31 protein-coding genes are annotated in these 24,140 nt (G+C 56.4%); 20 read left to right on the forward strand and 11 right to left on the reverse strand.

Annotation, left to right across the window (positions count from 1 at the left end; translation table 11 throughout):
* Positions 1-136: 136 nt before the first annotated feature.
* The 6 genes from leuC to VV088_RS05275 all read left to right on the forward strand — a co-directional run bounded on the left by leuC (position 137) and on the right by VV088_RS05275 (position 6,498).
* On the forward strand, positions 137-1,393 hold the full coding sequence (leuC, locus tag VV088_RS05250; protein WP_334599717.1) for a 3-isopropylmalate dehydratase large subunit: 1,257 nt from the start codon (positions 137-139) through the stop codon (positions 1,391-1,393).
* Between the two features lie 18 nt (positions 1,394-1,411).
* Positions 1,412-1,897, forward strand: a complete 486-nt coding sequence (locus VV088_RS05255; protein WP_334599718.1) for a 3-isopropylmalate dehydratase small subunit — start codon at positions 1,412-1,414, stop codon at positions 1,895-1,897.
* A complete protein-coding gene (locus VV088_RS05260) occupies positions 1,894-2,541 on the forward strand; it encodes a hypothetical protein (RefSeq protein WP_334599719.1) in 648 nt (215 codons plus the stop codon). The genes VV088_RS05255 and VV088_RS05260 overlap by 4 nt, the downstream gene beginning before the upstream one ends.
* 18 nt (positions 2,542-2,559) lie before the next feature.
* Complete coding sequence (gene leuB, locus VV088_RS05265) at positions 2,560-3,636, forward strand: 3-isopropylmalate dehydrogenase (protein ID WP_334599720.1); 1,077 nt, start codon at positions 2,560-2,562, stop codon at positions 3,634-3,636.
* A gap of 137 nt (positions 3,637-3,773) precedes the next feature.
* The gene (gene purB, locus VV088_RS05270; protein WP_334599721.1) at positions 3,774-5,210 is read left to right on the forward strand and encodes an adenylosuccinate lyase; all 1,437 of its coding nucleotides are present in this window, start codon (positions 3,774-3,776) and stop codon (positions 5,208-5,210) included.
* Between the two features lie 19 nt (positions 5,211-5,229).
* Positions 5,230-6,498, forward strand: a complete 1,269-nt coding sequence (locus VV088_RS05275; protein WP_334599722.1) for an AI-2E family transporter — start codon at positions 5,230-5,232, stop codon at positions 6,496-6,498.
* Positions 6,499-6,533: 35 nt separating this feature from the next.
* Here VV088_RS05275 and VV088_RS05280 read toward each other — a convergent pair whose 3' ends face one another.
* The 6 genes from VV088_RS05280 to VV088_RS05305 all read right to left on the reverse strand — a co-directional run bounded on the left by VV088_RS05280 (position 6,534) and on the right by VV088_RS05305 (position 12,206).
* Positions 6,534-7,007: a pyridoxamine 5'-phosphate oxidase family protein gene (locus VV088_RS05280; RefSeq protein WP_334599723.1), complete on the reverse strand. Its 474-nt coding sequence runs from the start codon at positions 7,005-7,007 to the stop codon at positions 6,534-6,536.
* Entirely contained in the window at positions 6,994-7,539 is a 546-nt protein-coding gene (locus VV088_RS05285; protein ID WP_334599724.1) for a DUF4364 family protein, read from the reverse strand. Before VV088_RS05285 ends, VV088_RS05280 begins: the two co-directional genes overlap by 14 nt.
* Before the next feature lie 319 nt (positions 7,540-7,858).
* The gene (locus tag VV088_RS05290) at positions 7,859-9,367 is read right to left on the reverse strand and encodes a recombinase family protein (protein WP_334599725.1); all 1,509 of its coding nucleotides are present in this window, start codon (positions 9,365-9,367) and stop codon (positions 7,859-7,861) included.
* A 35-nt stretch (positions 9,368-9,402) separates the two neighbouring features.
* Positions 9,403-9,972 (reverse strand): Uma2 family endonuclease, encoded by a 570-nt coding sequence (locus VV088_RS05295; RefSeq protein ID WP_334599726.1) that lies wholly within the window; start codon positions 9,970-9,972, stop codon positions 9,403-9,405.
* 33 nt (positions 9,973-10,005) lie between these two features.
* Positions 10,006-11,508 (reverse strand): GIY-YIG nuclease family protein, encoded by a 1,503-nt coding sequence (locus VV088_RS05300; protein ID WP_334599727.1) that lies wholly within the window; start codon positions 11,506-11,508, stop codon positions 10,006-10,008.
* Positions 11,509-11,570: 62 nt separating this feature from the next.
* Positions 11,571-12,206: a LexA family protein gene (locus tag VV088_RS05305; RefSeq protein ID WP_334599728.1), complete on the reverse strand. Its 636-nt coding sequence runs from the start codon at positions 12,204-12,206 to the stop codon at positions 11,571-11,573.
* 62 nt (positions 12,207-12,268) lie between these two features.
* Between VV088_RS05305 and VV088_RS05310 the strand changes: the two genes are divergently transcribed.
* Positions 12,269-12,640, forward strand: coding sequence for a helix-turn-helix transcriptional regulator (locus VV088_RS05310; RefSeq protein ID WP_334599729.1), 372 nt, complete (start codon positions 12,269-12,271; stop codon positions 12,638-12,640).
* An 87-nt stretch (positions 12,641-12,727) separates the two neighbouring features.
* Here the strand turns inward: VV088_RS05310 and VV088_RS05315 are convergent, their stop codons facing one another.
* From VV088_RS05315 to VV088_RS05325, 3 genes are all read right to left on the reverse strand, one after another.
* The gene (locus VV088_RS05315) at positions 12,728-13,102 is read right to left on the reverse strand and encodes a hypothetical protein (RefSeq protein WP_334599730.1); all 375 of its coding nucleotides are present in this window, start codon (positions 13,100-13,102) and stop codon (positions 12,728-12,730) included.
* A 192-nt stretch (positions 13,103-13,294) separates the two neighbouring features.
* Complete coding sequence (locus tag VV088_RS05320) at positions 13,295-13,705, reverse strand: type II toxin-antitoxin system HicB family antitoxin (RefSeq protein WP_334599731.1); 411 nt, start codon at positions 13,703-13,705, stop codon at positions 13,295-13,297.
* Positions 13,706-13,747: 42 nt separating this feature from the next.
* The gene (locus VV088_RS05325) at positions 13,748-13,945 is read right to left on the reverse strand and encodes a type II toxin-antitoxin system HicA family toxin (protein ID WP_249283307.1); all 198 of its coding nucleotides are present in this window, start codon (positions 13,943-13,945) and stop codon (positions 13,748-13,750) included.
* A 359-nt stretch (positions 13,946-14,304) separates the two neighbouring features.
* Between VV088_RS05325 and VV088_RS05330 the strand changes: the two genes are divergently transcribed.
* The 13 genes from VV088_RS05330 (at position 14,305) to VV088_RS05390 (ending at position 21,886) form a co-directional block, all read left to right on the forward strand.
* A complete protein-coding gene (locus tag VV088_RS05330) occupies positions 14,305-14,721 on the forward strand; it encodes a hypothetical protein (protein ID WP_334599732.1) in 417 nt (138 codons plus the stop codon).
* Positions 14,681-15,289 carry a transglycosylase SLT domain-containing protein gene (locus VV088_RS05335; protein ID WP_334599733.1) on the forward strand — a complete coding sequence of 203 codons (609 nt, stop codon included), beginning with the start codon at positions 14,681-14,683 and terminating at the stop codon, positions 15,287-15,289. The genes VV088_RS05330 and VV088_RS05335 overlap by 41 nt, the downstream gene beginning before the upstream one ends.
* 2 nt (positions 15,290-15,291) lie before the next feature.
* Positions 15,292-15,486 carry a hypothetical protein gene (locus VV088_RS05340; RefSeq protein WP_334599734.1) on the forward strand — a complete coding sequence of 65 codons (195 nt, stop codon included), beginning with the start codon at positions 15,292-15,294 and terminating at the stop codon, positions 15,484-15,486.
* A complete protein-coding gene (locus VV088_RS05345) occupies positions 15,486-15,632 on the forward strand; it encodes a hypothetical protein (RefSeq protein WP_334599735.1) in 147 nt (48 codons plus the stop codon). The genes VV088_RS05340 and VV088_RS05345 overlap by 1 nt, the downstream gene beginning before the upstream one ends.
* A gap of 2 nt (positions 15,633-15,634) precedes the next feature.
* The gene (locus tag VV088_RS05350) at positions 15,635-15,901 is read left to right on the forward strand and encodes a hypothetical protein (RefSeq protein WP_334599736.1); all 267 of its coding nucleotides are present in this window, start codon (positions 15,635-15,637) and stop codon (positions 15,899-15,901) included.
* Entirely contained in the window at positions 15,902-16,168 is a 267-nt protein-coding gene (locus tag VV088_RS05355; protein WP_334599737.1) for a hypothetical protein, read from the forward strand. It abuts the gene before it with no gap.
* 111 nt (positions 16,169-16,279) lie between these two features.
* A complete protein-coding gene (locus tag VV088_RS05360) occupies positions 16,280-16,585 on the forward strand; it encodes a hypothetical protein (protein ID WP_334599738.1) in 306 nt (101 codons plus the stop codon).
* Entirely contained in the window at positions 16,582-17,376 is a 795-nt protein-coding gene (locus VV088_RS05365; RefSeq protein WP_334599739.1) for a helix-turn-helix domain-containing protein, read from the forward strand. Before VV088_RS05360 ends, VV088_RS05365 begins: the two co-directional genes overlap by 4 nt.
* Complete coding sequence (locus VV088_RS05370; RefSeq protein WP_334599740.1) at positions 17,363-18,736, forward strand: replicative DNA helicase; 1,374 nt, start codon at positions 17,363-17,365, stop codon at positions 18,734-18,736. Before VV088_RS05365 ends, VV088_RS05370 begins: the two co-directional genes overlap by 14 nt.
* A 30-nt stretch (positions 18,737-18,766) precedes the next feature.
* Positions 18,767-19,522 carry a ParA family protein gene (locus VV088_RS05375; RefSeq protein ID WP_334599741.1) on the forward strand — a complete coding sequence of 252 codons (756 nt, stop codon included), beginning with the start codon at positions 18,767-18,769 and terminating at the stop codon, positions 19,520-19,522.
* A gap of 2 nt (positions 19,523-19,524) precedes the next feature.
* Entirely contained in the window at positions 19,525-21,348 is a 1,824-nt protein-coding gene (locus VV088_RS05380) for a ParB/RepB/Spo0J family partition protein (protein WP_334599742.1), read from the forward strand.
* A gap of 120 nt (positions 21,349-21,468) precedes the next feature.
* Positions 21,469-21,627, forward strand: a complete 159-nt coding sequence (locus VV088_RS05385) for a hypothetical protein (protein WP_334599743.1) — start codon at positions 21,469-21,471, stop codon at positions 21,625-21,627.
* The gene (locus VV088_RS05390) at positions 21,608-21,886 is read left to right on the forward strand and encodes a hypothetical protein (protein WP_334599744.1); all 279 of its coding nucleotides are present in this window, start codon (positions 21,608-21,610) and stop codon (positions 21,884-21,886) included. The genes VV088_RS05385 and VV088_RS05390 overlap by 20 nt, the downstream gene beginning before the upstream one ends.
* Before the next feature lie 50 nt (positions 21,887-21,936).
* Here VV088_RS05390 and istB read toward each other — a convergent pair whose 3' ends face one another.
* Both istB and istA read right to left on the reverse strand, forming a co-directional pair.
* Positions 21,937-22,734 carry an IS21-like element helper ATPase IstB gene (istB, locus tag VV088_RS05395; RefSeq protein ID WP_334599536.1) on the reverse strand — a complete coding sequence of 266 codons (798 nt, stop codon included), beginning with the start codon at positions 22,732-22,734 and terminating at the stop codon, positions 21,937-21,939.
* A complete protein-coding gene (gene istA, locus VV088_RS05400) occupies positions 22,727-23,950 on the reverse strand; it encodes an IS21 family transposase (RefSeq protein WP_334599537.1) in 1,224 nt (407 codons plus the stop codon). The genes istB and istA overlap by 8 nt, the downstream gene beginning before the upstream one ends.
* Between the last annotated feature and the right edge of the window lie 190 nt (positions 23,951-24,140).

Here is a 24,140-nt window from a genome sequence, read left to right on the forward strand (position 1 = left end):
TAATTGAGAACTTGACCCTGCTGTCCTACAGCTATTGTATCACGGGCATCTCATAGCCTGTTGGCCAATTGGAGTGAACCATGCAGATTCACTTTAAATTCATCTGCAAATCTTATTATACGAGGTAATTTATCCTATGGGAATGACAATGACGCAGAAAATTTTAGCCAAGGCCGCCGGGCTGGACAAGGTGGAGGCTGGCCAGCTCATTGAGGCCAGGCTGGACCTGGTGCTGGGCAACGACATCACCACCCCTGTGGCCATCACCGAGTTTGAGAAGGCGGGCTTTACCCAGGTCTTTGACAGGGACAAGATCGCCATCGTCCTGGACCACTACACCCCCTGCAAGGACATCCAGTCCGCCCGGCTGTGCAAACAGGCCCGGGAGTTTGCCCTCAAGCACAAGATCACCAACTTCTTTGACGTGGGCCACATGGGCGTGGAACACGCCCTCATCCCTGAGAAGGGGCTGGCCGCCCCCGGCGAGGTCATCATCGGCGCCGACTCCCACACCTGCACCTACGGCGCGCTGGGGGCATTCTCCACCGGCGTGGGCTCCACCGACATGGCCGCCGGTATGGCCACCGGCCTGCTGTGGTTCAAGGTGCCCTCCGCCATCAAGGTGACTCTGAAGGGCAAGCTCCAGCCCCACGTGTCCGGCAAGGACGTGATCCTCCACCTCATCGGCCAGATCGGGGTGGACGGGGCGCTGTACCAGTCCCTGGAGTTCGTGGGGGAGGGGGTCGCCTCTCTGTCCATGGACGACCGGTTTACCATCTCCAATATGGCCATCGAGGCGGGGGGCAAAAACGGCATCTTCCCCGTGGATGAGAAGACCATGGAGTACATCAACGGCCGGGTGTCCCGCCCCTGCGAGGCCTTCACCGCCGACCCGGACGCCGTCTACGAGCGGGAGGTGGTCATCGACTTGGACAAGCTGGAACCCACCGTGGCCCTGCCCCATCTGCCGGAGAACACCAAGGTGGTGTCTGAGGTGGCGGGCATGCCCATCAACCAGGTGGTCATCGGCTCCTGCACCAACGGCCGCATCAGCGACCTGCGCATCGCCGCCGCCATTCTGAAGGGTAAGAAGGTGGCCTCCAGCGTGCGGTGCATCGTCATCCCCGCCACCCAGGAGATCACCCTCCAGGCCATGAAGGAGGGGCTGATGGAGATTTTCCTCCAGGCAGGCGCGGCGGTGTCCACCCCCACCTGCGGCCCTTGTCTGGGCGGCCACATGGGTGTCATGGCCGAGGGGGAGCGCACTGTCTCCACCACCAACCGCAACTTTGTGGGCCGCATGGGCCACACCACCTCTGAGATTATCCTGGCTTCTCCCGCCGTGGCCGCCGCCTCCGCTGTTGCTGGATGCGTGGCCGACCCCAGAGCGTAACTGAAAGGAGAGAGTAAGATGAAAGTTTACAAATATGGCGCCAATGTGGACACCGACGTGATCATCCCGGCGCGGCACCTGAACGACCCCTCCCCGGCGGCTCTGGCCAGCCACTGCATGGAGGACATCGACGAACAATTTGCCTCCACCGTGGAGGCGGGGGATATCATTGTAGCCGGTCCGAACTTCGGCTGCGGCTCCAGCCGGGAACACGCCCCCCTGGCCATCAAGTCCTGCGGGGTGAAGTGCGTCATCGCCCCCTCCTTTGCCCGCATCTTCTACCGCAACGCCATCAACATTGGCTTCCCCATCGTGGAATGCCCCCAGGCGGCGGAGGAAATCCAGGCCGGGGACCAGGTGGAGGTGGATTTCGCCAGCGGCACCATCACCGACACCACCACTGGAAAGACCTACCAGGCCGCCCCCTTCCCGGAGTTTATCGACGGCATTATCAAAAGCGGCGGCCTGCTCAACTCCCTGAAGGAGCGGGGAGTGGCGAAATGAAAACGCCCAAACGAACACCGCTGACCTTTGAACCGGGGGAGAAGGTAGTTTTCCTGGGCATTGACGAAGCCGCTGTTCGGGCGCATGTTGAGCTGGCGGAGATACTGTCAGGTTGTGCCCTGAAGGGGGACGACCGGTCCCTCTGCGCGCAGGTTCGGGATACTGCGGTGGGGGAGGAGCTGAAGGCCCTGTCCTGTTTTTTCCCGGGCAGCGCAGTCACCGTCCAGGCTCTGGTGGGGGCGTTGGAGCCCCTTGGATTTTCCTGTGAGCTCCGCCAGGATTTTCTGGAGGAAAACCGCCTGATCCGCCTGCGGTTCCAGAAGATGCAGTCCATCGTAATCAGCATGGACTCCCGGACGATGGAAAACCCGGACCTGGATATCCGCTACACCCTGCCCGACCGGATTGAGGAGTGGTCCCAGGGGGCGGTCCAGGATAACGGTTATGACTATGTGGACGAGGAAGGCCATATCCTGGCCGTCTGGCTCAAGACCGAGGACGCGGAGGGCTGGTGGCCTAAGATTTTGGAGCTTCTGAAAACCGAGAAATTTGAGGGCAACGACCTGTCTCAGTCTGTTCAAGTACTGGTATCCGAAAAGCCCAACGCCGAACAGGCTGACTGCCGCCAGGTCTGGCCAGAGTAACGATAAGGAGAGAACAGTATGAATTATAAAATTGCCCTCATCCGGGGCGACGGCATCGGCCCCGAGGTGGTGGGGGAGGCCGTCAAGGTGATGGACGCCATTGGCGCGAAGTTTGGTCACACATTTGAATATGTGGACGTCCTCATGGGAGGCTGCGCCATCGACGCGGTGGGCAAGAGCTATCCCGAGGGTACCGCCGAAAAGTGCAAGGAGTGCGACGCCGTCCTGCTGGGGGCGGTGGGCGGACCTAAGTGGGGCCACTCCACTGAGGCGGAGAAGCGGCCCGAGACCGCCCTGCTGTCCATCCGCAAGGACCTGGGGCTGTACGCCAACCTGCGCCCCGCCGCTCTGCGGCCCGCCCTGGCGGAGGCTTGCCCCCTGAAAAAGGAGACAGCCGACAGAGGGATTGACCTGATGATTGTCCGGGAGCTGACCGGCGGCATCTACTTCGGCAAGCGGGAGCGGTACGCCACCGAGGACCGGGGCGAGGAGGCCGCCGACCGGATGGCCTACTCGGAAAAGGAGATCGAGCGCATCGGCCGCCGGGCCTTTGAGCTGGCCCGCCTGCGGGGAAAGAAGCTGGCCAGTGTGGACAAGGCCAACGTGCTGGAGACCTCCCGTCTGTGGCGGAAGGTGATGCACAAGCTGGCGGAGGAGTATTCCGACGTCCAATACGAGGACGTGCTGGTGGACAACGCCGCCATGCAGCTGGTCCGGGACCCCGGCCAGTTTGACGTGGTGGTCACCGAAAATATGTTCGGTGACATCCTCTCCGATGAGGCGTCCATGATCACCGGCTCCATCGGGCTGCTGCCCTCTGCATCCATTGGCGACACCGCACCGGGGCTGTACGAGCCCATCCACGGCTCCGCTCCCGACATCGCCGGCCAGGACAGGGCCAACCCCATCGCTACCATCCTGTCGGTGGCCATGATGTTCCGCTACTCCTTCAACCTGCCCGCTGAAGCCAAAACCATTGAGGACGCAGTGGACGCCATCCTCAACGAGGGCTGGCGCACCGCCGACATCGCCAAGCCCGGCGAGGACGTGATCAGCACCGTCAAAATGGGCGAGCTGATCCGGGCTAAGTTGTAGACTGACAAAAAGGCTCCCTCCAAGAGGGCGCCTTTTTATTTCCTTAAAGTTTTGTAAAAATTTCCCCCAAGGGTGGCAAAGGGCGGAAAAATGCGCTATAATGGATTGAACAAACCAAAAGATGAGAGGTCGATATTATGTCTACCAACCGCTATGAAAGCCCCCTGTCCTCCCGCTACGCCAGCGACGAGATGCAGTACATCTTTTCCCCTGACAAGAAGTTTTCCACTTGGCGCCGCCTGTGGGTGGCCCTGGCCCGGGCGGAGATGGAGCTGGGCCTGCCCGTCACCCGGGAGCAGGTGGAGGAGCTGGAGGCCCATGTAGAGGATATCGACTACGACAAGGCCGCCCAGTGGGAAAAGAAGCTGCGCCACGACGTGATGGCCCACGTCCACACCTATGGCGAGCTGTGCCCCAAGGCCATGCCCATCATCCACCTGGGGGCCACCAGCTGCTACGTGGGGGACAACACCGACGTGATCCTCATGCGGGAGGGGCTGGAGCTGGTCCGGGACAAGATCGTCCGGGTGCTGGCCCATCTGGCAAACTTTGCGGAGGAGTACAAGGCCCTGCCCACCCTGGGCTTCACCCACTTCCAAGCCGCCCAGCTGGTCACCGTGGGCAAGCGGGCCAGCCTGTGGATGAACGAGCTGCTTATGGACCTGGAGGAGGTCAACTACCGCCTCTCCACCCTGAAGCTGCTGGGCTCCAAGGGCACCACCGGCACCCAGGCCTCCTTCCTGGAGCTGTTCGAGGGAGACCACGGGAAGGTGAAGCAGCTGGAGGAGAAGATCGCAAGGGAGATGGGCTTTTCAGCGGTTGTGCCGGTCAGCGGACAGACCTACTCCCGGAAAATGGACTACAATGTGGTGTCTACCCTGGCCGGGATCGCCCAGTCAGCCAGCAAATTTGCCACCGACCTGCGGCTGCTGTGCCACCTGAAGGAGGTGGAGGAGCCCTTTGAGAAGAACCAGATTGGCTCCTCGGCTATGCCCTACAAGCGCAACCCCATGCGGTGCGAGCGCATCTGTTCCCTGGCCCGGTACGTCATCGTGGACGCGGGCAACCCCGCCGTCACCACCGCCACCCAGTGGTTCGAGCGCACCCTGGACGACTCCGCCAACAAGCGGCTGTCCGTCCCCGAGGCGTTTCTGGCGGTGGACGCCATCCTGAACATCTGGGCCAACGTGGCCTCCGGGCTGGTGGTCCACCCCAAGGTGATCGAGAAGCACGTTCTGGAGGAGCTGCCCTTTATGGCCAGCGAGAACATCATGATGGACGCGGTCAAGCGGGGCGGGGACCGGCAGGAACTCCACGAGCGCATCCGGGTGCTGTCCCAGGAGGCGGGCTATCACGTGAAGGAGCTGGGCCTGGCCAACAACCTCATCGATCTGATGGCCGCCGACCCGGCCTTTGGGATGACCAAGGAGGAGTTGTCCGCCCATCTGGACCCCGGCGCCTACATTGGCCGCTGTCCGGAGCAGGTGGAGGAGTTTCTGCGGACGGAGATCGACCCGGTGCTGAAGGAGTACGCCGGCGCCCTGAACAGGAGCGACACGGAGCTGAAGGTGTAAGGAAAGGAGGCAGGAGCGCGTGAATCGCAAGGATAAGCACTCCTATATGGCCGCCGGTCTGACGGCCTTCGCGGTGATTGCGGCGTCGCTGTGTCTCTTTTTCCTGCTGTTCCAGCTGGGAGAGGTGGCCCGCTTCCTGTCCCGGCTGGCAACCATCCTGCGCCCCATCTTTATGGGGATGGTAATCGCCTTTCTGCTGCTGCCCATTCACCGGAATATTTTCCGCTTCCTTTTGGCGATTACTCCGGATAAACGGAGCAACGAGCGCCACAGCCACGCCTTCCTCAATTTTTCGGCCATTGTGCTCAGTCTGCTGCTGGCGTTTTTCCTGTTCTATCTGCTGCTGGCCATGGTGCTCCCCCAGGTGTATGACAGCCTGGTGGGGCTGGTTCAGTCCATCCCCGATTATATTGAGGTGATTCAAGTCTGGCTCCAGACCTTTTTTGAGGACAATCCGGAGATTCAGGCCTCTGTTATGTCCCTCTACAGCTCTGCGGCGACCTCCCTGGAGCAGTGGCTGAACTCCGATATTCTGCCCAACCTGGAGTCGGTGTCCACCACATTCCAGTGGCTGCGCACCACCATTTGGCCCAACCTCACTGGCATGATGGCCGGGGTGTCCGGCGTGGTGGTGGGCTTCCTGGTGCTGGTGAAGGACCTGCTGATCGCGGTGATCGTCTCGGTCTACCTGCTGGCCCGGAAGGACATTTTTGCCGCCCAGAGCAAGAAGATCGTGTACAGCATCTTCCGCACCGACGTCGCGGATCTGCTGGTGGGGGAGATCCGCAGCGCCTACAGGATCATGAGCGGCTTTATCAACGGCAAGCTGCTGGATTCCCTGATCATTGGCATCATTTGTCTGATCTGCTGCAATCTGTTCCAGTTTCCCTACCCGGCCCTCATTGCGGTCATCATCGGTGTGACCAATATCATTCCCTTTTTCGGCCCCTTCATCGGGGCGATTCCCTGCGGACTGCTGATCTTTCTGTCCAGCCCCATTCAGGCGGTGTATTTCGCCATCTTCATTCTGGTCCTTCAGCAGTTTGACGGCAACATTCTGGGCCCCAAGATTTTGGGCGACTCCACCGGTCTGGCCTCCTTCTGGGTGCTGTTTTCCATCCTGTTGTTTGGCGGACTGTTCGGCTTTGCCGGGATGGTGCTGGGGGTGCCGGTGTTCGCCATGATCTACAGCGTGATTAGCCGCCTGACGGCTTACGGCCTGCGCTCCCGGGGACTGCCCCAGGAGACGGAGGACTATTTGGGCAAAACCGGTCCGTTTTCCCATTAAACGAAAAACGCCGCTCCCAACGGGAGCGGCGTTTTTCAGGTCGTTTTCAGCTTTGCCTTGGCGGAGATGTCCTCCATGCGGACCCTCCATACGGCGGTGACTGCCAGGCTCTTTTCCGCGGCGGACAGGAAGCCGTCCATATGCTCCGGCGTGAGCTTTTGGCACAGGGCCCGGAGAGCCTCAGTCCGTTCGGCGGGATTGTCCACCTCGCTGGCCGTTCCGGTGACGATCACGGACTGGAAATAGGTGGTGTACATGGCGGGAGGCACAAAGGCGGGCTGGTCGTCCCCCACAAAGGTGACGCACACCTGGGGAAAACGGCGCAGGAGATCGATTTTGCGGCCCTCCCGGGCGCAGTGGAAGTAGAGATCGTCCCCCACCCGCACAAGGGACAGGGGCAGGCAGTAGGGGACGGACTCCCCGGTAGAGACAGCGAGCACCCCGTGGGTGCAGCGGTCGATGAGGGACAGAGCGAAGTCTCGGTCCTGGGCACGGTCATTGCGTCTCATGATGGTCCTCCTTTGGTTGGTCCAGCAGCTTGATGATGCTCAAATAGAGGGCGGAGGGGTCCGCCTGAAAGACCTGTCCCCATCGCTCCGCCTGCTCCCGGCTGGAGGAGAGCAGCGCCAGGTGGAACAGGGGAGAGGAGCCGTCCTCCAGTGTCAGGCAGAGGGTGGCGGTGCCGTCCTCCTTGTCCAGGATCTGCGCCCGGACCTGGGCCTCCCGCCGCAGGGCGTCGTTGACCTGGATCAGGTTCTGGTCACAGTGCCAGCGCACCGAGGGGGGCAGGCTGCTCTCGCAGATCCGGCTGTTGCGCCGGCCCTTGTCGGTGATGGCGTAGCGGTCCTCCTCAAAGGTGAGCTGGCCGGTGGCCACCATGTGGTTCACCGCCTGGTTGAGGGAGAAGTAATCCACCCCCGCGTCGCACAGGGCCAGCTCAAACAGCTGAAGAAAGGTGATGGGGCCTGCGGCTCGGTCCATAATGTAGAGGATCAGCAATTTCAGATCCAGATCATCCTGAATAAATCCGATGGGTGGCATGGCGGGACTCCTTTCTCACAGTAGGTAACACCCAATATTATAGACGCAAAGGGGAAAAAGGGCAAGAGAAAAACCGTCCGCTCCGCACCAAAAGCCGCCGGGCACATAAGATGAGTTGTAAGCAAAACCCCTAATGGGCGTTTACCCGCCCATGACCATCCAAATCTAGGAGGGAATTCTATGCCAGAAAAGGTCGTGCCCGGCCCCGTCAGCGACGATCGCAGTATCCGGGAGGCCGTGTGCATACACACGAAAAAAATCTTTGACTCATGCCGGGAGGAAGATATAGCGTTCTATATACTTTTTTACAAAATAAAAGTTAGTTGGGAACAAGGACAAAATCCAGGTAAAATGTGGTGGGTTTTGTCTTTTTTTCTTTATGATAGAGGACAGTTTGAATCACAGAGTGGAGAAGCGCATTCTTTTGAGCCGCGTCCGAGGTGGAGTAGTGATCCAGCACATATTTGATTTTTGCGGCGAGCGCAGCGGGATCAGCGGTCTTGGCATCCTGAAGGATACGAAGGGTATCGGCCTCTTTGCGTTCCAGGGTGGCTTGCTTGGTGCGAACGGCCTCCATCCGTTCTCGGAAGGTGGGGATATCATACTCGTTCAGCTCCAGCAGCTCATAGAGGCGGGACTTCTGCCGCTGGGTGGCGGCCAGCTCCTTGCGGACCGTTTCCAAGGAAGTTTCCAGGACAGAGGTATCCCGTCCGGCCAGAGCAGCGGCAGGGGAAAGGGTTAACTGCTCCAACGTCCGTTCCAGGTACTCCAGTACCCGTTCCTCTACCAGAGCAAAACGGGTGGAGGCGCAGCAGCCGGGCCGAGTGCAGAGCAAGTAAGGGGTTCCCTTCATGACCATGCGCTGCATGTTCATTCCGCAGTTGGCGCACTTCACCAGTCCGGCCAGCGGGCTTTTGATGGTCCCGTCGTTTTTGGAGGGGATATACCGCTTGTCCAATATGGCCTGTACCTGGTCAAAGAGCTCCTTGTCGACGATTGGGGGATGGCGGCCGTCGGTGATGGTCCATTTCTCTTTGGGCTGGTAGATGACGACATTTTTGCTGCTGCCCTTGACGCCCTTTTTGATATGCTTCTTCTGGTTCCAGACGATTTTTCCAATATAGGTCGGACTGCGCAGAATCCTGGCCACACTGCTCCGGTTGAACTCGGCGGAGCGATGGGGGCGAGCGCCCAGGGCGTTGATATGCCGGGCGATGGAGACGCAGCCGTAGCCCTGGGTGTAGAGCTGGAACATCATGCGGACGAATTTAGCCTCGGGTTCGTAGATCTCCAGGGTAGGCTTGCGGTCGATGGTGACCTTTTTGTAGCCGTAGGGTGCGTTGGCCACATAGCAACCGTCCTCAATGGACTGCTGGAGTCCCCGCCGCAGCCGCTTGTTGATGATCTTGTACTCCCGGCGGGACATAAAAGTCTTCAGCTCCGCATACTCCTCGTCGATCTCGTCGGCCAGGTTGTAGACCTTCTCGGGGGTGACGATCAGCGTGTCGGAGTCCTTGAAGGCGTCCAGGATGATCCCCTGGTCCTTCATCCGGCCGCGGGAGAGCCGGTCCAGGTCCATGCACAGGACGCAGTCATACCGGCCATCCTCCACGTCCTGGAGCAGCCGGAGCATTTGGGGCCGGGCGTAAAGGGATTCGCCGCTGACCACCTCGGGGTAGGTCTCAATGATATGGATCCCGTGGTCTCTGGCGTAGTCCAGCAGGGCCTTTTGGTGCCGGGCCAGCACCTCGTCGGTGTCCAGACCTTCTTCCATGCGGGACTTGCGGAGGTAGAGGCCGGCATCCAGGCCGGCCAGCTTACCATTCATGGGGTACTCCTTTCCGGTGTCCAACTTGGACACATTTACACTGTCCGGTAAAAAACATCCTCCAGCCTGATGGTCAAATCATCGTACAGGCTGCACTGGAACTCTGTGGCCACCTCGGCCCGCTCCTTTTCAGACATCCTCTCCAGAACCCAGTCGGGGTGGAGCACGTAAACGGCGTGCAGATCATAGCGGCCGTCCTTCAGGAGGTACTGCTCCACCGTCTTGTCGCTGGGACTGACGATCCAGTACTCCGGGACACCACAGGCCTCGTAGACATTCTTCTTATGGCCTCGGTCATTCTTGGCCGTGCCGGGGGAGAGGACTTCCGCCACCAGATCAGGAGCGCCGTGGACGCCGTCCTGTTTGATCTTGTCCGGATCACAGACAATCATAAAGTCAGGGACGAAGTGATCTGCCTTGGAGAGAAAAACCTTTTCACCATCACCAAAGGGTTCACAGCTACGGCCTTTGAGATGGGTGCGGAACAGGTAGAAGATATTGCCGCTGATCCGGTTGTGATTGGTTGAGGCGGGGGACATTGATACCGCCTTGCCGCCGATCAGTTCTTCGCGGAAGTCTTCTTGATAGGCCAAGTTGTTACTCATAAGGCGCTCCTTTCTGGTGTCCAAATTGGACACTTACTCATCATCATCTTCTTCAACCATAGTGTATTCTGTTGTATAGGCTGTATCAACGGATTGGGACTGCCTAAATTCTTCGGCTAACATTGTTCGATTAAAAGCTGCTGTAGGGTCAATACTTGCGACTAAAGATTCCAATTCATCTATATTTGAGAAAAAGAACTCTTTACGCAAGTTGACTTTATTAACACGTTTGTCATTTAGTGCTTGATGTAAACGATTTTCTAGCGAAACAGCATCTTCAGAAAATATAAAACAATGAACGTCAAATTTGAATGGAACACTGGCACTTCCCAATTCATCTATTCGATCTTGAGGGTCAAGACGTCTTGTCATACCTATTTTGAACATATTTTCTCCAAAGGAACCCAGATTACTAATAACATAAACATTGCCAGCTCTACCGTTTTGAAGATTAACAATTTCTTCTTTTTTAAGGGTTACATCAGAGAGCATAGCCTCTAATTCTAAGATTCTTTTATTTAATGAAGCAGCATCATTTTCAGCGGCTTCTTCTAATTGCTGTTTGATGCGGTTTATTTCTTCGGTATACTTTGATTCTTCTGCTTCGATTTTTTTGCGCTCGGCTTCCAGTGCTTTTCGTTCTGCGGCTTCTTGTCTCATCTGTTCGCGGATTGCTAGTTGCTCTTGGCGTGCCTGTTCCTTTTTAACATAATAGTTATACTCAATTTTTACAGCGTTAATAAATAGATATTCAATCTCGCCAATGAATTTTGTTAATGTTCCAGCTATACTCTGGTTTCCTTCAGATGCGATTGATAGATATTTTGCTGTCATATTTTTGACTTGTTCTATTGCCACATCTAATTTTTCATATTTTAGGTTATACAAGATATTTTGAAGTTCTGCACGCAAAGCAATAACCATAAGTTTATATATTGTTTGATTTGCTTTTGTTGTATATCTTGAAGCGTATTTCGACAGAATGTTTTCAATTTGCTTGTCGTTGTCCTTATAGGCTTTTCTCAAGGATTTTATATCCATTGAGTGTAATTTGAGAATAACTGATGGGGCTAGTTCATCATAGATAGTAGAGTCCGAGGCCGAAAGTTTATATCCCTCCATTTGAGGACTGCTATTGAAGAAACAGGATATCGCATATTCAACACTTTTATATAATTCTTTTGATTTGGCGAGCTTATTTGTAGCAGTCTTGGTTTGCTTCTGGAGCTTTTGCTCAACCTGGGACAGTTCTTCTATTTGCAGGCGCAAAGTAGCAATAGCTGCATTATCTTGTTCTATTTCATCTTTGGCTTTTTGACGTAGAGAGGCAATTTCGTCTTTAGTGCGGTTTATTTCTGCTCTTATTTGTTCGTATTCGCTATATCCTAAAGAATCTAGCTTTTGTTGGCAATCAGTCAATAAAGACTGTAATTCTTGGTTCCTTTTTTGAAGAGATAGACTTGTTTGTTGTAGTCCCTCATATTTTTTTTGAAGTTCCTCTTTTTCTTTTGCAGCCTTTTTCCCAAACAAATCCATAACAGTCCCTCTCTTTCTCTCTAAAAAATCCTCTTATCATAATAGTACAAATGAGTTTATGGTTACCCCCGGCCTACTTTGCGCCGGAGCTCCACCACCACACCAGCGATGGAAACGGGAAGATCATGGACCTCTTCAGCGGTGTAAGTCTTGGGGGGGTAATTAGGGTTTCTGGGAATAATGGACAAGGAGCCATCCTCACCCAGCTTGACCTGTTTCAAGGTGGCGTCGTAGCCATTGATATAAACCACGCAGTCCTCTCCAGATTCGCAACAGGGCGTTTTCCTGATGATGACCACGTCGCCAGTGAGGTAGTCGGGCCACATGCTGTCGCCCTGCACCTGGAGGGCAAAATATTCTCTGCCTCCGCTGCACATGGAGGCGGGGATTTCCTCCCAATCTAAAATGTCCTCCACGGCCTCTATGGGAATTCCAGGGGGAACGGAGCCAAGGACAGGTATCCATATTCCCCCCGGACTGGCGTGTCCGCTCTTCGGAGCGGGCGTTTTTTTTGGTCCCCGCAGGAGTTCATCTACAGATATGTTGAAATACTCAGCCAGTTTTAACAGAGTTTCGTTGTCTGGCTGTCGATTTCCGTTTTCATAATTACTGTAAGCCTGCCGAGTGATTTCTAAATAATCAGCTACGGCTTGTTGCGAATCCCTTTTTTTGGTTCGGAGTTCTTTCAAATATTCCATAGAATCACCACCTTGTTGACATTATAGCAACTATCCGTTGCGGCTGCAATGTGAGCAACGATATGAATACATTATTTTGTGCAAAACAGAGAAAAAGCAACGTATTGTTGACAACTGAATTTGAGTATGCTATTTTAATAGCAACAAGGCGTTGCAGTTTGGGGGTGAGCTATTTGAGAGACTACCTTGTCAAGCTCAGAAATGAGCGAAATGAAACACAACAAAACGTAGCTGATGCCGTTGGGCTTAGCAGACAGTATTATGCAATGATCGAATCAGGAAACCGTCAAAAGAAGATGGACATTATTTTGGCAACATCTCTTGCCACACACTTTGGAATTACTTTAGCGGAAATGATTGCGCTGGAGCAAAGCGACGGGGCGGAGGAGGACAGCGCACAAAAGCTGCCCGAGGCAGCAGGGGGGAGGGGGTGAGAAGCGGTGGAGGTCACCATCAGAGGAGCGCCTGAAGAAATCGCCGCCCTTGTGCGGGCAACACAAGAGCGGCAGGCTAGAAACGTCTTAATTGATTTGGCCGATGGATATTCCAATGATTTGGTCAAAAAACACGACATGGGTGCCGAGATTTATCGTGTTATTTTGAGTTCGGATGGATACGTCTGTCAATAAAATGTATCCATCGTTTCCTTCGACTTCATCTTCATAAGTCTCATTTACGGATGTTAGGAACATTTCATAGAGCTTTGCGGTTTTATCTTGTGATATGTTTCCTTTTTCTTCGAGTAGTTCATCCGCAGTTATGGGGCTGACTGATGCGAGTTTTCCTGAAATCAAGCCAATAGCAGTTGTAAGTATGACTTGATTTTGATCGATCCCATTAATGTTTGCTGCTTTAGCAAATGATTCGATCAAATGCTTTTTTAGACTTTTACCCATGTGATAAACACCTCCTTCCGCCGCCATTATAGCACAGGCGGCGGGAGGGGGCAAGGCGGGGGAGCAGGACGGCGCGTGAAAAAGCCGCCCGGAGGGGTGGTGGGGGAGGGGGGTGAGGAGAGGTGGAGGCCACCAACAAGCACGCGTCGGGTATATACCGGCGCATTGCTTGCCATTACATTCTGTTTGCCATTACATTTTGTTTGCCTGGATCTTCGTCATGAGGGCTTCCTGCAAAACCTGGGAAAAGTTGATATTGCGTTCCAGCGCCGCAGCATTGAGCCATGCGGGTAATGTCACAGTGCGATTAACAGCCCGGTTAACTTTCGCCATGCGGATAGAGGGCATATATACATCGACCAACACAGCCCGTTCGTTCTCGGCGGTTGTTATATCAGACAGCGGCGTAGGCGCGGGGATTTCCTCGTTATCCTCTTCCATGCCGTAGAGGGCACAGCCCAGCAGTTCTCTTGCAGATAACAGCGCGTCATTGTCATCTGCGCCGCTGGTAGCAACATCCAGGTCAGGAAAGACAACCGCAATTTCCTGACCAGCTTCATAGGTGAATACAGCGGGATAAATATAGCGTTCGGTTTTCTTCATAAACAAAGCCTCCTGTTGAAATTAGGGGGAGGGAGCCGGGGCTTACCTGAATTTAAGCCCCGACTGCCGTTCGATACTGTCAAGTGTTTTTCGAGGGATGTCCTTGTCCGGATGTTTTACCGTTGTCCGCCCTTTTTTGGTCGGGTGCTTGAACTGGTGGTGACTCCCGGTCACGTCCACTTCATACCATCCATCCGCTTTCAGTATCGCTATAACTTCCCTTGATGAATAGCTTTTCATGTACTTCCCTCCCGGCAATATTATAATAACACATATAAAAATATTTGTCAACAGGGAGAACAAATATTTTTATATGTGTCAGACATAGGAGAACCGCCCGTAAGTCAGGACATCTAATGCCGTGTCGGGTCGTCAGAGCAGGAGGTGGGGATACAAGGTCAAGGATGGGATCGGCGCACTTCTGTGGGCTATGTATCATGTTGAGTATGTGGTCAGGCTCCCTGCTTCAGCAGAGCCTGAGATGCGGGCTTTTGTGCGTGGTGTGCTGGATTTGATGGAGCAGTACAGCCCAGCGGAGGAGTCGGAGACATAGTGGACAAACCAAAAGCCATACCTTGACAGAAGGGAGGTGCGGACACATGGGACGCAGAGAGGTTTATTGCATCGACGAACGGCAGCAAATCTATTTTACCCGCTGGGAGCTGGAGGATCAGCCGGTGGAAGTGGAGGAGACGCAGCGGACCACTCCATACCGTCACAAGGATTATCCCACCCGCTGTATTCGGTGGACCGGGCTGCACCTCACCAAGTATGGAGATCAGCCAGAGCAGAAGTCCCTGGGTTCCATGGTCAGTGACGCCGGGCCTAAGCTGGGGATATCGGTTGTGACGGAGCGAGCGCCGGAGGTGCCCTACACCCCGGAGGAGCGGGCAGCCGGCCGGGAGCAGATCAGGCTGGCGGTGGAGCGCATCTACGGATGCCGCTGCTATTGGAAAGACGAAGGAGGTGGCCCCGATGTGGGCGATGCAAAAGAAACGGCGGTCAGAGCCGGATGAAGCTATGCCCCCGATGTCATGGTCGGAAGGGCAGTGGCTGACGGCAGCCATCGTGCTCTTCCTGGCGGCCCACCTGATCGTCTGGGAGATGGACGAGGCAGCATACCGGGCTGCCAAAGTGGACAAGCCTCCAGTAGAACTCACCTGGGAGGCTCCCCTGGAGCAGCCACGGCTACTGGAGGCCATCATCCTCCAGCTGGAGCCTGCTCCCTACCGGGAGGACGTCCCGCTGTCCTGGGAGCTTCAGGCGGCCCTGAGGGAAGCCTGTGAGGAGCACAGTGTGCCGGTTTCCCTGGCCCTGGGGCTCATTCAGGAGGAGAGTCATTTTCACCTGGATGCGGTCAGCAGCAAGGGCGCCTATGGTCTTTGCCAGCTCAACCCCAAGTATTTCCCGTCAGACCTCACGCCTGCGGAGAACATTGCCGCCGGGGTGGCTTGGCTGGGTGAGCTGCTGGAGCGGCACGGGGACACAGCGGCAGCCCTGCGGGCCTACAACCTGGGCTGGGACGACGGGGACCGGGTATTTGCTGACGCCGTCCTGGCGGCGGCGGAGAGATGGGAGGAATGAGCATGTATCAGGAGATCATCACCGAACGGCGGGTACAAGACAAGCTGAGGGAGCGGTTCGGCCGTGGCAAGGTGGCCCAGGTGGAGCTGGTGGAGCCCGGTGCGTTCCGGGCCCGCTTGATCGACGGCGGCCTGGCCTTCGCCACCTTAGAGGAGGACGGCTCCATCACCATCCAGGAGCGGGAGGCGGTGTGCTGATGGACATACTTGCGCATGTGACCCGCACCAGTCTGCTTGAGGCCTACCCCTGGCTGGAGGACCTTTTCAACTGGGGCTTGCTTACCATTTCGGGGCTGGCGTTCCTGCTGGCGCTGGCTGTGTACTTAGGGAGGACAATAGGATGAACGTGAAGACAAAGCAACGCAAAGAGGAGCTGCTGAGGCTGGTAGACCTGATAGAGCGTCTGCCGGTTGAGGTGGAGATCAACACTGCAAGGTCTAGCTCACACGGCGGCCCCGAGCTACTGCTGACCAGCGGACTGGATTCGGTGGCGGCCGTTTACGCTCTGGAGATTAAAGAGCGCCGCTATGAGGATGAACACTGTACCCAGCGCATGGCGATCCTGGATGGGATTATGTTGGTGCAGATTGTTCTTGATTCGGAGGTGGGATAGGTGTCAAAGAAGATTTTGCCCAAGGCCACCAAGTCCAGCATGGTGAAGCTGATCCGCTCCAAGGGCTATGATGTTCCCTCTATCTATCAGGCTATTTTCGAGCGGCATGGTCGTGCTTTCTGGCTGCGTTGGGTGGACAAGGGGAAAATTCCCCATTCAGCGTACTATTCCGGTGCGGGCGGGCGGCCGGTCCTGCAGGTCGATAAAACGTGGCTCGACCTCACAATGGCGGAGGTGATTCATTTTGGCCTGTATGAGGAGAAATAAAAAAATCCCGCATGACTGTGAGCGCAGCCACGCGGGACCCGTACTCAAAGAGTACAATAAGGACATGCTTATGATAACACAGCAAAATGGATTTGACAAGGGGGTATGCGGGTGATTCCGGAAAATTTACGGGAACAGTGGGAGCTGGTCCAAGCCAGAACCGAAGTGCTGTTCCTGGCGGACCACGGCGGCGGATACCCGGACTGCCTGACCGGGGATGGTCTGACTCCAGCGGCTCGCCGTGTGATCCTGCGGCGCATGGGCTTCCGGGTGGCGGAGGAGTACGATATGCCCGACCCCAAGGACTGGGACAACCCCGTCCGGTGGCCCTGGGTACGGCTGACCAACGGCGTAGCGGTGTTCCTGGTGGACGGGATTGTCAGCCGCTCCCCCTCGGAGAGGAGGCGGAGAAAATGAGCGAGGTCTATCGCAGCCTTTATTCTGTTATCCCTGCCCGGGTGCGGGATGACCATTCTCTGCGCCCCAACGCAAAGCTGCTGTATGGGGAGTTGTCCGCTCTGGCCCAGGCTGAGGGCTATTGCTGGGCTTTTAATGCTTACCTGGCTGAGCAGTTGGGGGTAGCGGGCAAGACGGTGGAAGGACTTCTGAAGCAGTTGAAGGACCGGGGACATATTCAGCTGGAGGTGGAGCGGGACCCGGAAACCAACGAGGTCCTGCGGCGGAAAATTTGGATCTGCGGACCGCCTGGAAGCAGTGTACCCCCTCCCCTTAAAAATAAGGGGAGGTCTCCTCAAAATCAAGGGGACCCTCCCCTCAAAATTGAGGGAGAGAATAATATAAGATTAAATAATACAAGTAAAGATACCCCCCAAAGCCCCCCGGCGGGGGGCACGTCAGCAAAAAAGCAGCGCAGGCGTCGGGAACCGAAAGCGGCGCCCGATTGGAAGCCGGAGCGGTTTGAGGGCTTCTGGCGGATGTACCCCGTCAAGAAGTCCAAACAGGCAGCGATACGCGCCTGGGACTCACTGCGTCCGGACGACAGGCTGCTGGCGATGATGGGACATGCCCTCCAGCGCCAGCTGGCCAGCCCGGAGTGGCAGCGAAAAATTCGGGAGGAGGGCGGCCAGGGCATCCCCTACCCCGCCACCTGGCTCAATGGCCGGCGCTGGGAGGACGAAGCTCAGCCGGACCGGGCAGCTATGTCGGCCCCGGCCCGGGAGGGAGGTGGAGACTGTGGATTCCGCTGAGACCGCGGCCTACGGCCGAAATATCTGGGCGGAGCAGTCGGTGGTCGGCTCCATGCTCATTGACGCCCGTGTGGTAGGTCTGGTGATGGCCAGCCTCACGGAGACCGATTTTCTCCTGGAAGCGGACCGGCGGCTGTTTCGGGCCTTCCAGACCCGCTTTGCCAAAGACCAGACGCTGGACCCGGTTTTAATCTGTCAGGAAGCAGGGCCGGGAGATGAAACGCTGCGGACCTATGCGCTCCAGCTCTTGGACACCACCCCCACAGCGGCCAACGTGGAGGAATACATAGAGCTGGTTCGGGAAAACACCCGGATGACCAAAGGCCGCAGTCTCGGCCCGGAGATAGCGGCCAGTCTGACCGAAGAAGAAATGTGCCGTCTGTTTCAACAGGGTCTGGAGCTTTTCTCTGACCGAGGCCGGGATGACGAGGCGGACATGGCGAAGGCCGCTCTGGAGTTCAACGACTTTCTGGACCACACGCCCGACTATCTCCCCTGGGGCTTCCCCCTGCTGGACGAAAATCTGGACGTCTCACCCGGTATGCTGGTGGTGCTGGGCGGCCGGCCCTCAGACGGCAAGACCGCCCTGGCCCTCCACATGGCCTACGCCCAGGCGGAGCAGAAAAACGTGGGTTACTTCACCCTGGAGGATGACCGGAACACTTTGTTTTCCCGTCTCAAGGCCTCGGTCTCTGGAGTGCCTCTACGGAACATTCTGCGGCGAAAGCTGAATGAGCGGGACTATAAACTCCTGGCCGATGGTAATGACGAGATCGTAAAGCGCAAGCTCACCATCATTGACGCCGCCGGTATGACGGTCAACGACATCATCACCCGGACCCACGCCAAAAAGTTTGATGTCATCTATGTCGATTATCTCCAGATGGTTCGCCCCGCAATCCGCGGCCGGGGTACCCGGCAGGACGAGGTGGCCGACATCTCCCGGTCTCTGGCTGACATGGCCCGCAACAGCGGCATTGTGGTTGTTGCCCTGGCCCAGCTCTCCCGCCCGGCACAGAAGGGAAAGCGGGAAGCACCCCTCATGGCCGACCTGAAGGAGAGCGGCCAGATCGAACAGGACGCCAACGTGATCCTGTTCGTCTGGAGAGAAGATGAAACCAGCAGCAAAACGCCCCGCCACCTTACCTTAGCCAAAAACAAGCTGGGTCTGCTGGGACAGTGGGGTATCACCTTCAACGGCCCCACGCAGAAATTCCTGCCAGAGTTGACTACAGACCGGCCAGTGGCGAAGCGGAAAGAGCCGGAATATAAACAGCAGTCATTCTATCCGCTCCCAGACGGCGAGCCGCTGCCCTGGGAGGAGGAGTACGACCACATCGGCGCAGCGCCGAACACATAAAACGAGAGGACGAGTACAATGAGGACAACCGTGATACTCAACTTAAAGGGCGGAGTAGCCAAGACGGCCACTGCGGTAAACATGGCGGCCATCCTGGCCAGGGGTTACCGAAAGCGAATACTCCTGGTAGACGCTGACAGCCAGTGCAATGCCACAGAATTTTTTGGCGGCGACCCGAACAAAGGCAATCTGGCGGATGTGCTCCGGCATGAGGCCGACGAAGGCCTGTTCGCGGCGGCCAGTATCCAAACCAGCAATTTTCTTGGGGTAGACCTGCTGTGCGGGTCGGATGAACTGATGGACCTGGACCTGACCAAGGTGGAGCTCCAGGGCGTGCGGGCGCTGGTGCTCCGGGAAATGGTCCAGCAGCTGGCCGCCAAGGACCAGTACGATTACTGTATCGTGGACTGCCCGCCGGCGTTCAATGCGGCCAGCACCGCGGCACTGATCGCAGCGGACGACGTGGTTATCCCCATCAAGCTGGACGCTTTTGCTCTGCGGGGGATGGGGAATCTCATGCGGCAAATTACCAATATGCGGAAAATCAACCCATCCCTGCGGCTGTCCGGCTGCCTGCCCACCATGTGGTACAACAGTCCCCTGATTGTGGAGGCGGAGAAAACGCTGAGAGACAGCGGCCTGCCGATGTATCCCCACATCCGGCGCACCAACAAGGTGGACGCTATGACCTTTGCCCAGGAGCCGCTGCTGCTCACCAGCCCCAGAAGCGCCGCAGGAATTGATTACCGTGAGTTTGTCCGGGAGTACATGGAGAGGAGGAGCTGAATATGGCCGACAAAAAGGGCTTTGACCTGGCCAACCTGCTGAAAGATGTGCCCAAGTTGGACACCGCCGACGGACGGGAGCAGATCGAGTACATCGACATAGGCCAGATTGAGAGCGATCCCGGCAATTTCTACAATCTGGTTCAGCTGGAGGAGTTGGCCTCCAACATTGCTGTGGTGGGCCTCCAGCAACCCCTTCGGGTGCGCACCTCGGAAACGGACCCGGAGAAAGTAGTCGTTGTGTCAGGCCACCGCCGCCAGGCGGCACTGAAGCTGCTGATCAAGGAGGGACGCGAGGACCTGCGGGAAGTCCCCTGTATCCGGGAGCATGTCACAGGCTCCGCCGCCCTCCAGGAGCTGCGGCTCATATACGGCAACAGTGACACCCGGGTGCTCTCCTCCGCCGAACTGGCCAAACAGGCGGAGCGGGTGGAAATGCTGCTGTACCAGCTGAAAGAGGAGGGCTTTGAGTTCCCAGGTCGTATGCGGGACCATGTGGCCCAGGCTTGTAAAATCTCCGCACCCAAGCTGTCCCGGCTCAAGGTGATCCGGGAAAATCTGATTCCGGAGTACATGAACCTGTTTGAAAAGGACAAGTTGCCGGAGCAGACCGCCTACGCCCTGGCCCGTCTGCCCGGGGACTTCCAACACCGAATGCTTACCGCCCTGCAAGCCACGATTCCCAGCGGGGCCACCGTTGAGAAGGTACTGAGCAAATACAACGAGGGCTGGCGGTGGGAGCCGCAGCTGACCTGTCCCGACGGCAAAGCCTGTAAACGGGGCGACGTGTTCCTGCGTCGGGACTGCGAGACCTCCTGGCGGAGCTTCTGCGGCGGAAATACCTGCTGTCTGGAATGCGATCAGGCAAAGGCCAGCTATTCTCCTTGTGAGAGGATGTGCAGCAAGGCCAAGGCCCAGCGGAAAGAGGCCAGCGACAAGAAAAAAGAGGAGGAGTACAAGCGCAAGCAGAAACAGGGTCGGAAACATCAGAAGGAGACCCAAGATTATGCCAAGCGGCTCCTGCGGGCCATCGACGCCGCTGGAGTGTCGGATGATTCCAAAATCAACTGGAGCTATTACGACGGGTTCCCTGTTTCGACCATCCGTCAATGGGCCGCCGGCGAGTTTGATGACCCGGCTGGCTGGTATGGCCCGCGATTGGTTCCGGGCAGATGTAGCAACGACCACCTGGCAGAGGTATCCAAGCTGCTGAACTGCTCCACCGACTTCCTCATGGGGCTCACCGATGATATTCACCCGATGCCGACCCAGGAGGAGCCGGAAGATCCTATGGAAATCCTGGAGGAAGAAACCGCTTCGGCGGATTCCTGGGATGATATTTCAGAGACCTTGGACCAGGTGGCCGCGCCGGAGCCCACCCGCCGTATCCGTTGGGAGAGCCGAGGGGCGACGCCGCCGATGAACAAGACAATCCTCACTTACAAGATGACCAACGACGGGCCGGAGTACCTGCCGGCGGTGTGGACCGGCAGTAAATTCAAATCCCCGAACCGTCTGAAAGAGCTGACCGGCCTGCAATATACCCACTGGCTGGAGGTTCCTCCTCCTGGCAGCGGCGAGAGCTGCGAGGTTGCCCCGCCGGAGCAGGCAGAAGGGCAGCTGGTAATCTGCGGCTGGATGCCCGGCGGAACGTTCCCCACAGAGTCTTGTGAGGTAGTTGCGGATTTTCAAGTAGGCGAGGGGACACAGATCCGCCAGGTGTGTATCTACGACGGTGGAGACTTTTACTTCCGGGCCCAGGGGAGGAAGGGCGCTAAGATAGATGCTGAGCTTATCCGCTGGATGCGGCTTCCGCCAGAGGAGTGAGACAGTCTGGCAGGCGGAGAACAAAGAGAACAAAGAGTAAATTGTGCTCAAGTTGGACACAAAAGGCGATTAAGCGAGATGTGTCCAACTTGGACACTTGGGCACCGAGGAGGACCGACAATGCGGATATTGAAATCCGGAGATCTCTGCCCCTGCTGCGGGCAGCCCATCAAGGAGGGCCTGCCTTCCGAGACAATTATGCTTCTCAGCTGGCTTCAGGAGGGAAAAGACCTGTTGGCGGTAATGAAAGGAGTCAACAATGAAACGACTGACAACTGATACCCCGGATGGGAATTTTGAGACCATGCTCAATCTGGTATTTGGCAAGGACGGCTGGGCGCACATCAGGCATGACAGCGAGGAGGGGGCCGTCCCCCTCACGCAATGGGCCAAGGCCCAGTGTATTCTCCACGGTTGCGGGGAGTTCTCCTCCGAGACGCCCCAGGAGATCGACGAGGAGATTTCCGACTGCTTGATGATGGATTTCCCCGATTGTCCCATTGCCCTGGCTTATGTCAACGCCAATTTGAAATTGTAAGAAAACGCCGAAGAAATTTTGTAGTTTTTCGGCGGTAAGGGGGGACAAAATCAAGCGTTTCCTTGCTCAAAAAGAGTGTTCACGATTTGCTGCTTCTGGCGCATAAATTCCTTGCGTTCTTTCAGGCGGTAAGACTCGCCCTTGATGTTAATGACAGTGCAGTGATGCAGGACGCGGTCCAGGATGGCGGAGGCGATGGTGACGTCGGCAAAGACCTCGTTCCACTGGGAGAAGGTCTTGTTGGAGGTAAAGACGGTAGACGTTTTTTCATACCTTCTGGCAATCAGCTGGAAGAACAGGTTTGCGCCCTGGATGTCCATGGGGAGGTAGCCGATCTCGTCAATGATGAGCATCCTGTACTTGGCGAGAACCTTGAGCTTGTCTGGCAGACGGTTCTCAAAATGGGCCTTCTTGAGCTGCTCAATAAGCTGATGGCAGTTGATGTAGTAGGTGGAAAAGCGGTGCTGTGCCGCCACAAGGCCCAGAGCGGAGGCCAGATGGGTCTTGCCCACGCCGGGCGGGCCAAGGAAGACCACATTCTCCCCGTTTTCCAGGAAGCGCATGGTAGCTAACTCATCGATCTGGCGCTTGTCGATGGAGGGCTGGAAGGAGAAATCGAAATCGTCCAGGGTCTTCTTGATGGGAAAGCCGGACATCTGGATCTGCTTCTCATAGGCCCGTCTCCGTTTGGATTTGGCTTCTTCTGAAAAAATGTGATCCAAAACCTCCACAATGTTGAGGTTTTCAGCCACGGCCCGTTCCAGGTAGTTATCCAGAATCTCCAGGGTGTTTTTCATTTTCAGGGCTTCCAGGTTTTCCCTCAGCCTGTCCATAGTAAATTCAGTCATACAGCACCTCGTCATATCTGGACAAATCGGAGGGCTTCAAGGGGAAATCTATCACTTTGCCCTGTTCCAGCAGAACATTTTCTGCGTCCATCGTCTGCTTCAACGTAAGCCTTCGGTAATGCTGAGGATTGACAACCATGTCCTTCCTTTGATACGATATTCGGTGCAGAGCGATCTGCTTGCCTTCATAGTAGGCTGCCAGCATACTGTCGAGGGCTACGACTGCCACATCTTTGCCGATGTACTCCGCTGGCACGGAGTACTGATTGCCGGCGTACGAGATGAGGCAGTCTTTTTGTACCCGCCTCAGGTTGATTTTGTCGATGATGTACTCACGGGAGAGAGGGCTCAGGCCCTCTTTTTTCAGCCGCTCAAAGGGAATCTCGTTGGTGGTGGCGTGAACCTTGCCATTGACCTTGTTGCACCAGGCCAGGGCCTGTCCGTTCAGGTCTGCCAGGCTGTTGTACTTGATTCCGACCATGAAGTTGTCCCGCACAAACTGCACCGTCCGCTCCACTTTTCCTTTCGTCTGGCCACGGTAGGGCCGGCACAGAATGGGTTTGAATCCGTAGAATCCCGCAAAATCCTCAAACTGCCGGTTCAGTGTGGAGTCCTCCTGCTTCAAAAGCCGTTTGATCACTACCTGCTTCATATTGTCATATAGAATCTCCTCTGGGTATCCTCCAAAGTACCGGAATGCGTTCTGGTGGCACCGTATCAGTGTGTTTGTGCTCATATCCGTTACAAACTCGATGTACCGCATCCGCGAATACCCTAGAATCATGAGAAAGCAGTACAGTTTCTTCCACTTTCCATCCTCGTACACCAGGTGATCCTCGAAGAATCCCCAGTCCATCTGCCCCTGCTTCCCCGGCATCGTCTCAAACCGCACTGTTGCTTTCTCATTCAAGTCCATCTTCCGGCTGCTCACATACGCCTTGACGATGCTGTAGCCCCCGTCAAATCCCATCTCCCGCAGCTTCTCCAGGATCCGCAGCGCTGAATACGGCGCCTCCTCCAGCCACTCGTCCACGATCTGCTTGTACGGGTCCATCTTTGTTGGCTTGGGTTCGCTCAATGTGTACTCCGGCTTCTGCGGCGATTCCGCGTACCGCTTTGCTGTTCGTGGGTCCATGTGGTACTTCCGGCCCAGCTCCACATAGCTCAGCCCTTTTTGTCTGTCGCTTCGGATATCCATCCACTGTACTCCTTTCATTTCCTGACTCCCTTTCCGGGCTCTTTTTCGCCCTGATTGGGAGTCTATCTTTTTTCCTTCACCTCCGCCACAAAACTACATTTTTTCCTCGGCGTTTTCTTTCATTTTATCATTGGCGCTGACAACCGCCGCCTGGATGTACCGGAAGCGGATCACCGGCGAGGCGGAGCCCCAGTATCTGCGGCGGATG

The organism is Lawsonibacter sp. JLR.KK007 (genome assembly GCF_036941135.1).
Taxonomy (GTDB): domain Bacteria; phylum Bacillota; class Clostridia; order Oscillospirales; family Oscillospiraceae; genus Lawsonibacter.

What these genes read in the sequence shown, in the direction of transcription:
- VV088_RS05280 (WP_334599723.1), bottom strand. Translation starts at nt 7,007, where the DNA reads ATGAGACGCAATGACCGTGCCCAGGACCGAGACTTCGCTCTGTCCCTC.
- VV088_RS05290 (WP_334599725.1), bottom strand. Translation starts at nt 9,367, where the DNA reads ATGAATGGTAAGCTGGCCGGCCTGGATGCCGGCCTCTACCTCCGCAAG.
- VV088_RS05285 (WP_334599724.1), bottom strand. Translation starts at nt 7,539, where the DNA reads ATGCCACCCATCGGATTTATTCAGGATGATCTGGATCTGAAATTGCTG.
- VV088_RS05325 (WP_249283307.1), bottom strand. Translation starts at nt 13,945, where the DNA reads ATGAAAAGCTATTCATCAAGGGAAGTTATAGCGATACTGAAAGCGGAT.
- istA (WP_334599537.1), bottom strand. Translation starts at nt 23,950, where the DNA reads ATGAAAGGAGTACAGTGGATGGATATCCGAAGCGACAGACAAAAAGGG.
- VV088_RS05330 (WP_334599732.1), top strand. Translation starts at nt 14,305, where the DNA reads ATGGGACGCAGAGAGGTTTATTGCATCGACGAACGGCAGCAAATCTAT.
- istB (WP_334599536.1), bottom strand. Translation starts at nt 22,734, where the DNA reads ATGACTGAATTTACTATGGACAGGCTGAGGGAAAACCTGGAAGCCCTG.
- VV088_RS05365 (WP_334599739.1), top strand. Translation starts at nt 16,582, where the DNA reads ATGAGCGAGGTCTATCGCAGCCTTTATTCTGTTATCCCTGCCCGGGTG.
- VV088_RS05305 (WP_334599728.1), bottom strand. Translation starts at nt 12,206, where the DNA reads ATGGAATATTTGAAAGAACTCCGAACCAAAAAAAGGGATTCGCAACAA.
- VV088_RS05310 (WP_334599729.1), top strand. Translation starts at nt 12,269, where the DNA reads ATGAATACATTATTTTGTGCAAAACAGAGAAAAAGCAACGTATTGTTG.
- VV088_RS05345 (WP_334599735.1), top strand. Translation starts at nt 15,486, where the DNA reads ATGGACATACTTGCGCATGTGACCCGCACCAGTCTGCTTGAGGCCTAC.
- VV088_RS05300 (WP_334599727.1), bottom strand. Translation starts at nt 11,508, where the DNA reads ATGGATTTGTTTGGGAAAAAGGCTGCAAAAGAAAAAGAGGAACTTCAA.
- VV088_RS05320 (WP_334599731.1), bottom strand. Translation starts at nt 13,705, where the DNA reads ATGAAGAAAACCGAACGCTATATTTATCCCGCTGTATTCACCTATGAA.
- VV088_RS05390 (WP_334599744.1), top strand. Translation starts at nt 21,608, where the DNA reads ATGAAACGACTGACAACTGATACCCCGGATGGGAATTTTGAGACCATG.
- VV088_RS05380 (WP_334599742.1), top strand. Translation starts at nt 19,525, where the DNA reads ATGGCCGACAAAAAGGGCTTTGACCTGGCCAACCTGCTGAAAGATGTG.
- leuC (WP_334599717.1), top strand. Translation starts at nt 137, where the DNA reads ATGGGAATGACAATGACGCAGAAAATTTTAGCCAAGGCCGCCGGGCTG.
- VV088_RS05260 (WP_334599719.1), top strand. Translation starts at nt 1,894, where the DNA reads ATGAAAACGCCCAAACGAACACCGCTGACCTTTGAACCGGGGGAGAAG.
- VV088_RS05255 (WP_334599718.1), top strand. Translation starts at nt 1,412, where the DNA reads ATGAAAGTTTACAAATATGGCGCCAATGTGGACACCGACGTGATCATC.
- VV088_RS05335 (WP_334599733.1), top strand. Translation starts at nt 14,681, where the DNA reads ATGTGGGCGATGCAAAAGAAACGGCGGTCAGAGCCGGATGAAGCTATG.
- VV088_RS05385 (WP_334599743.1), top strand. Translation starts at nt 21,469, where the DNA reads ATGCGGATATTGAAATCCGGAGATCTCTGCCCCTGCTGCGGGCAGCCC.
- VV088_RS05295 (WP_334599726.1), bottom strand. Translation starts at nt 9,972, where the DNA reads ATGAGTAACAACTTGGCCTATCAAGAAGACTTCCGCGAAGAACTGATC.
- leuB (WP_334599720.1), top strand. Translation starts at nt 2,560, where the DNA reads ATGAATTATAAAATTGCCCTCATCCGGGGCGACGGCATCGGCCCCGAG.
- VV088_RS05340 (WP_334599734.1), top strand. Translation starts at nt 15,292, where the DNA reads ATGTATCAGGAGATCATCACCGAACGGCGGGTACAAGACAAGCTGAGG.
- purB (WP_334599721.1), top strand. Translation starts at nt 3,774, where the DNA reads ATGTCTACCAACCGCTATGAAAGCCCCCTGTCCTCCCGCTACGCCAGC.
- VV088_RS05315 (WP_334599730.1), bottom strand. Translation starts at nt 13,102, where the DNA reads ATGGGTAAAAGTCTAAAAAAGCATTTGATCGAATCATTTGCTAAAGCA.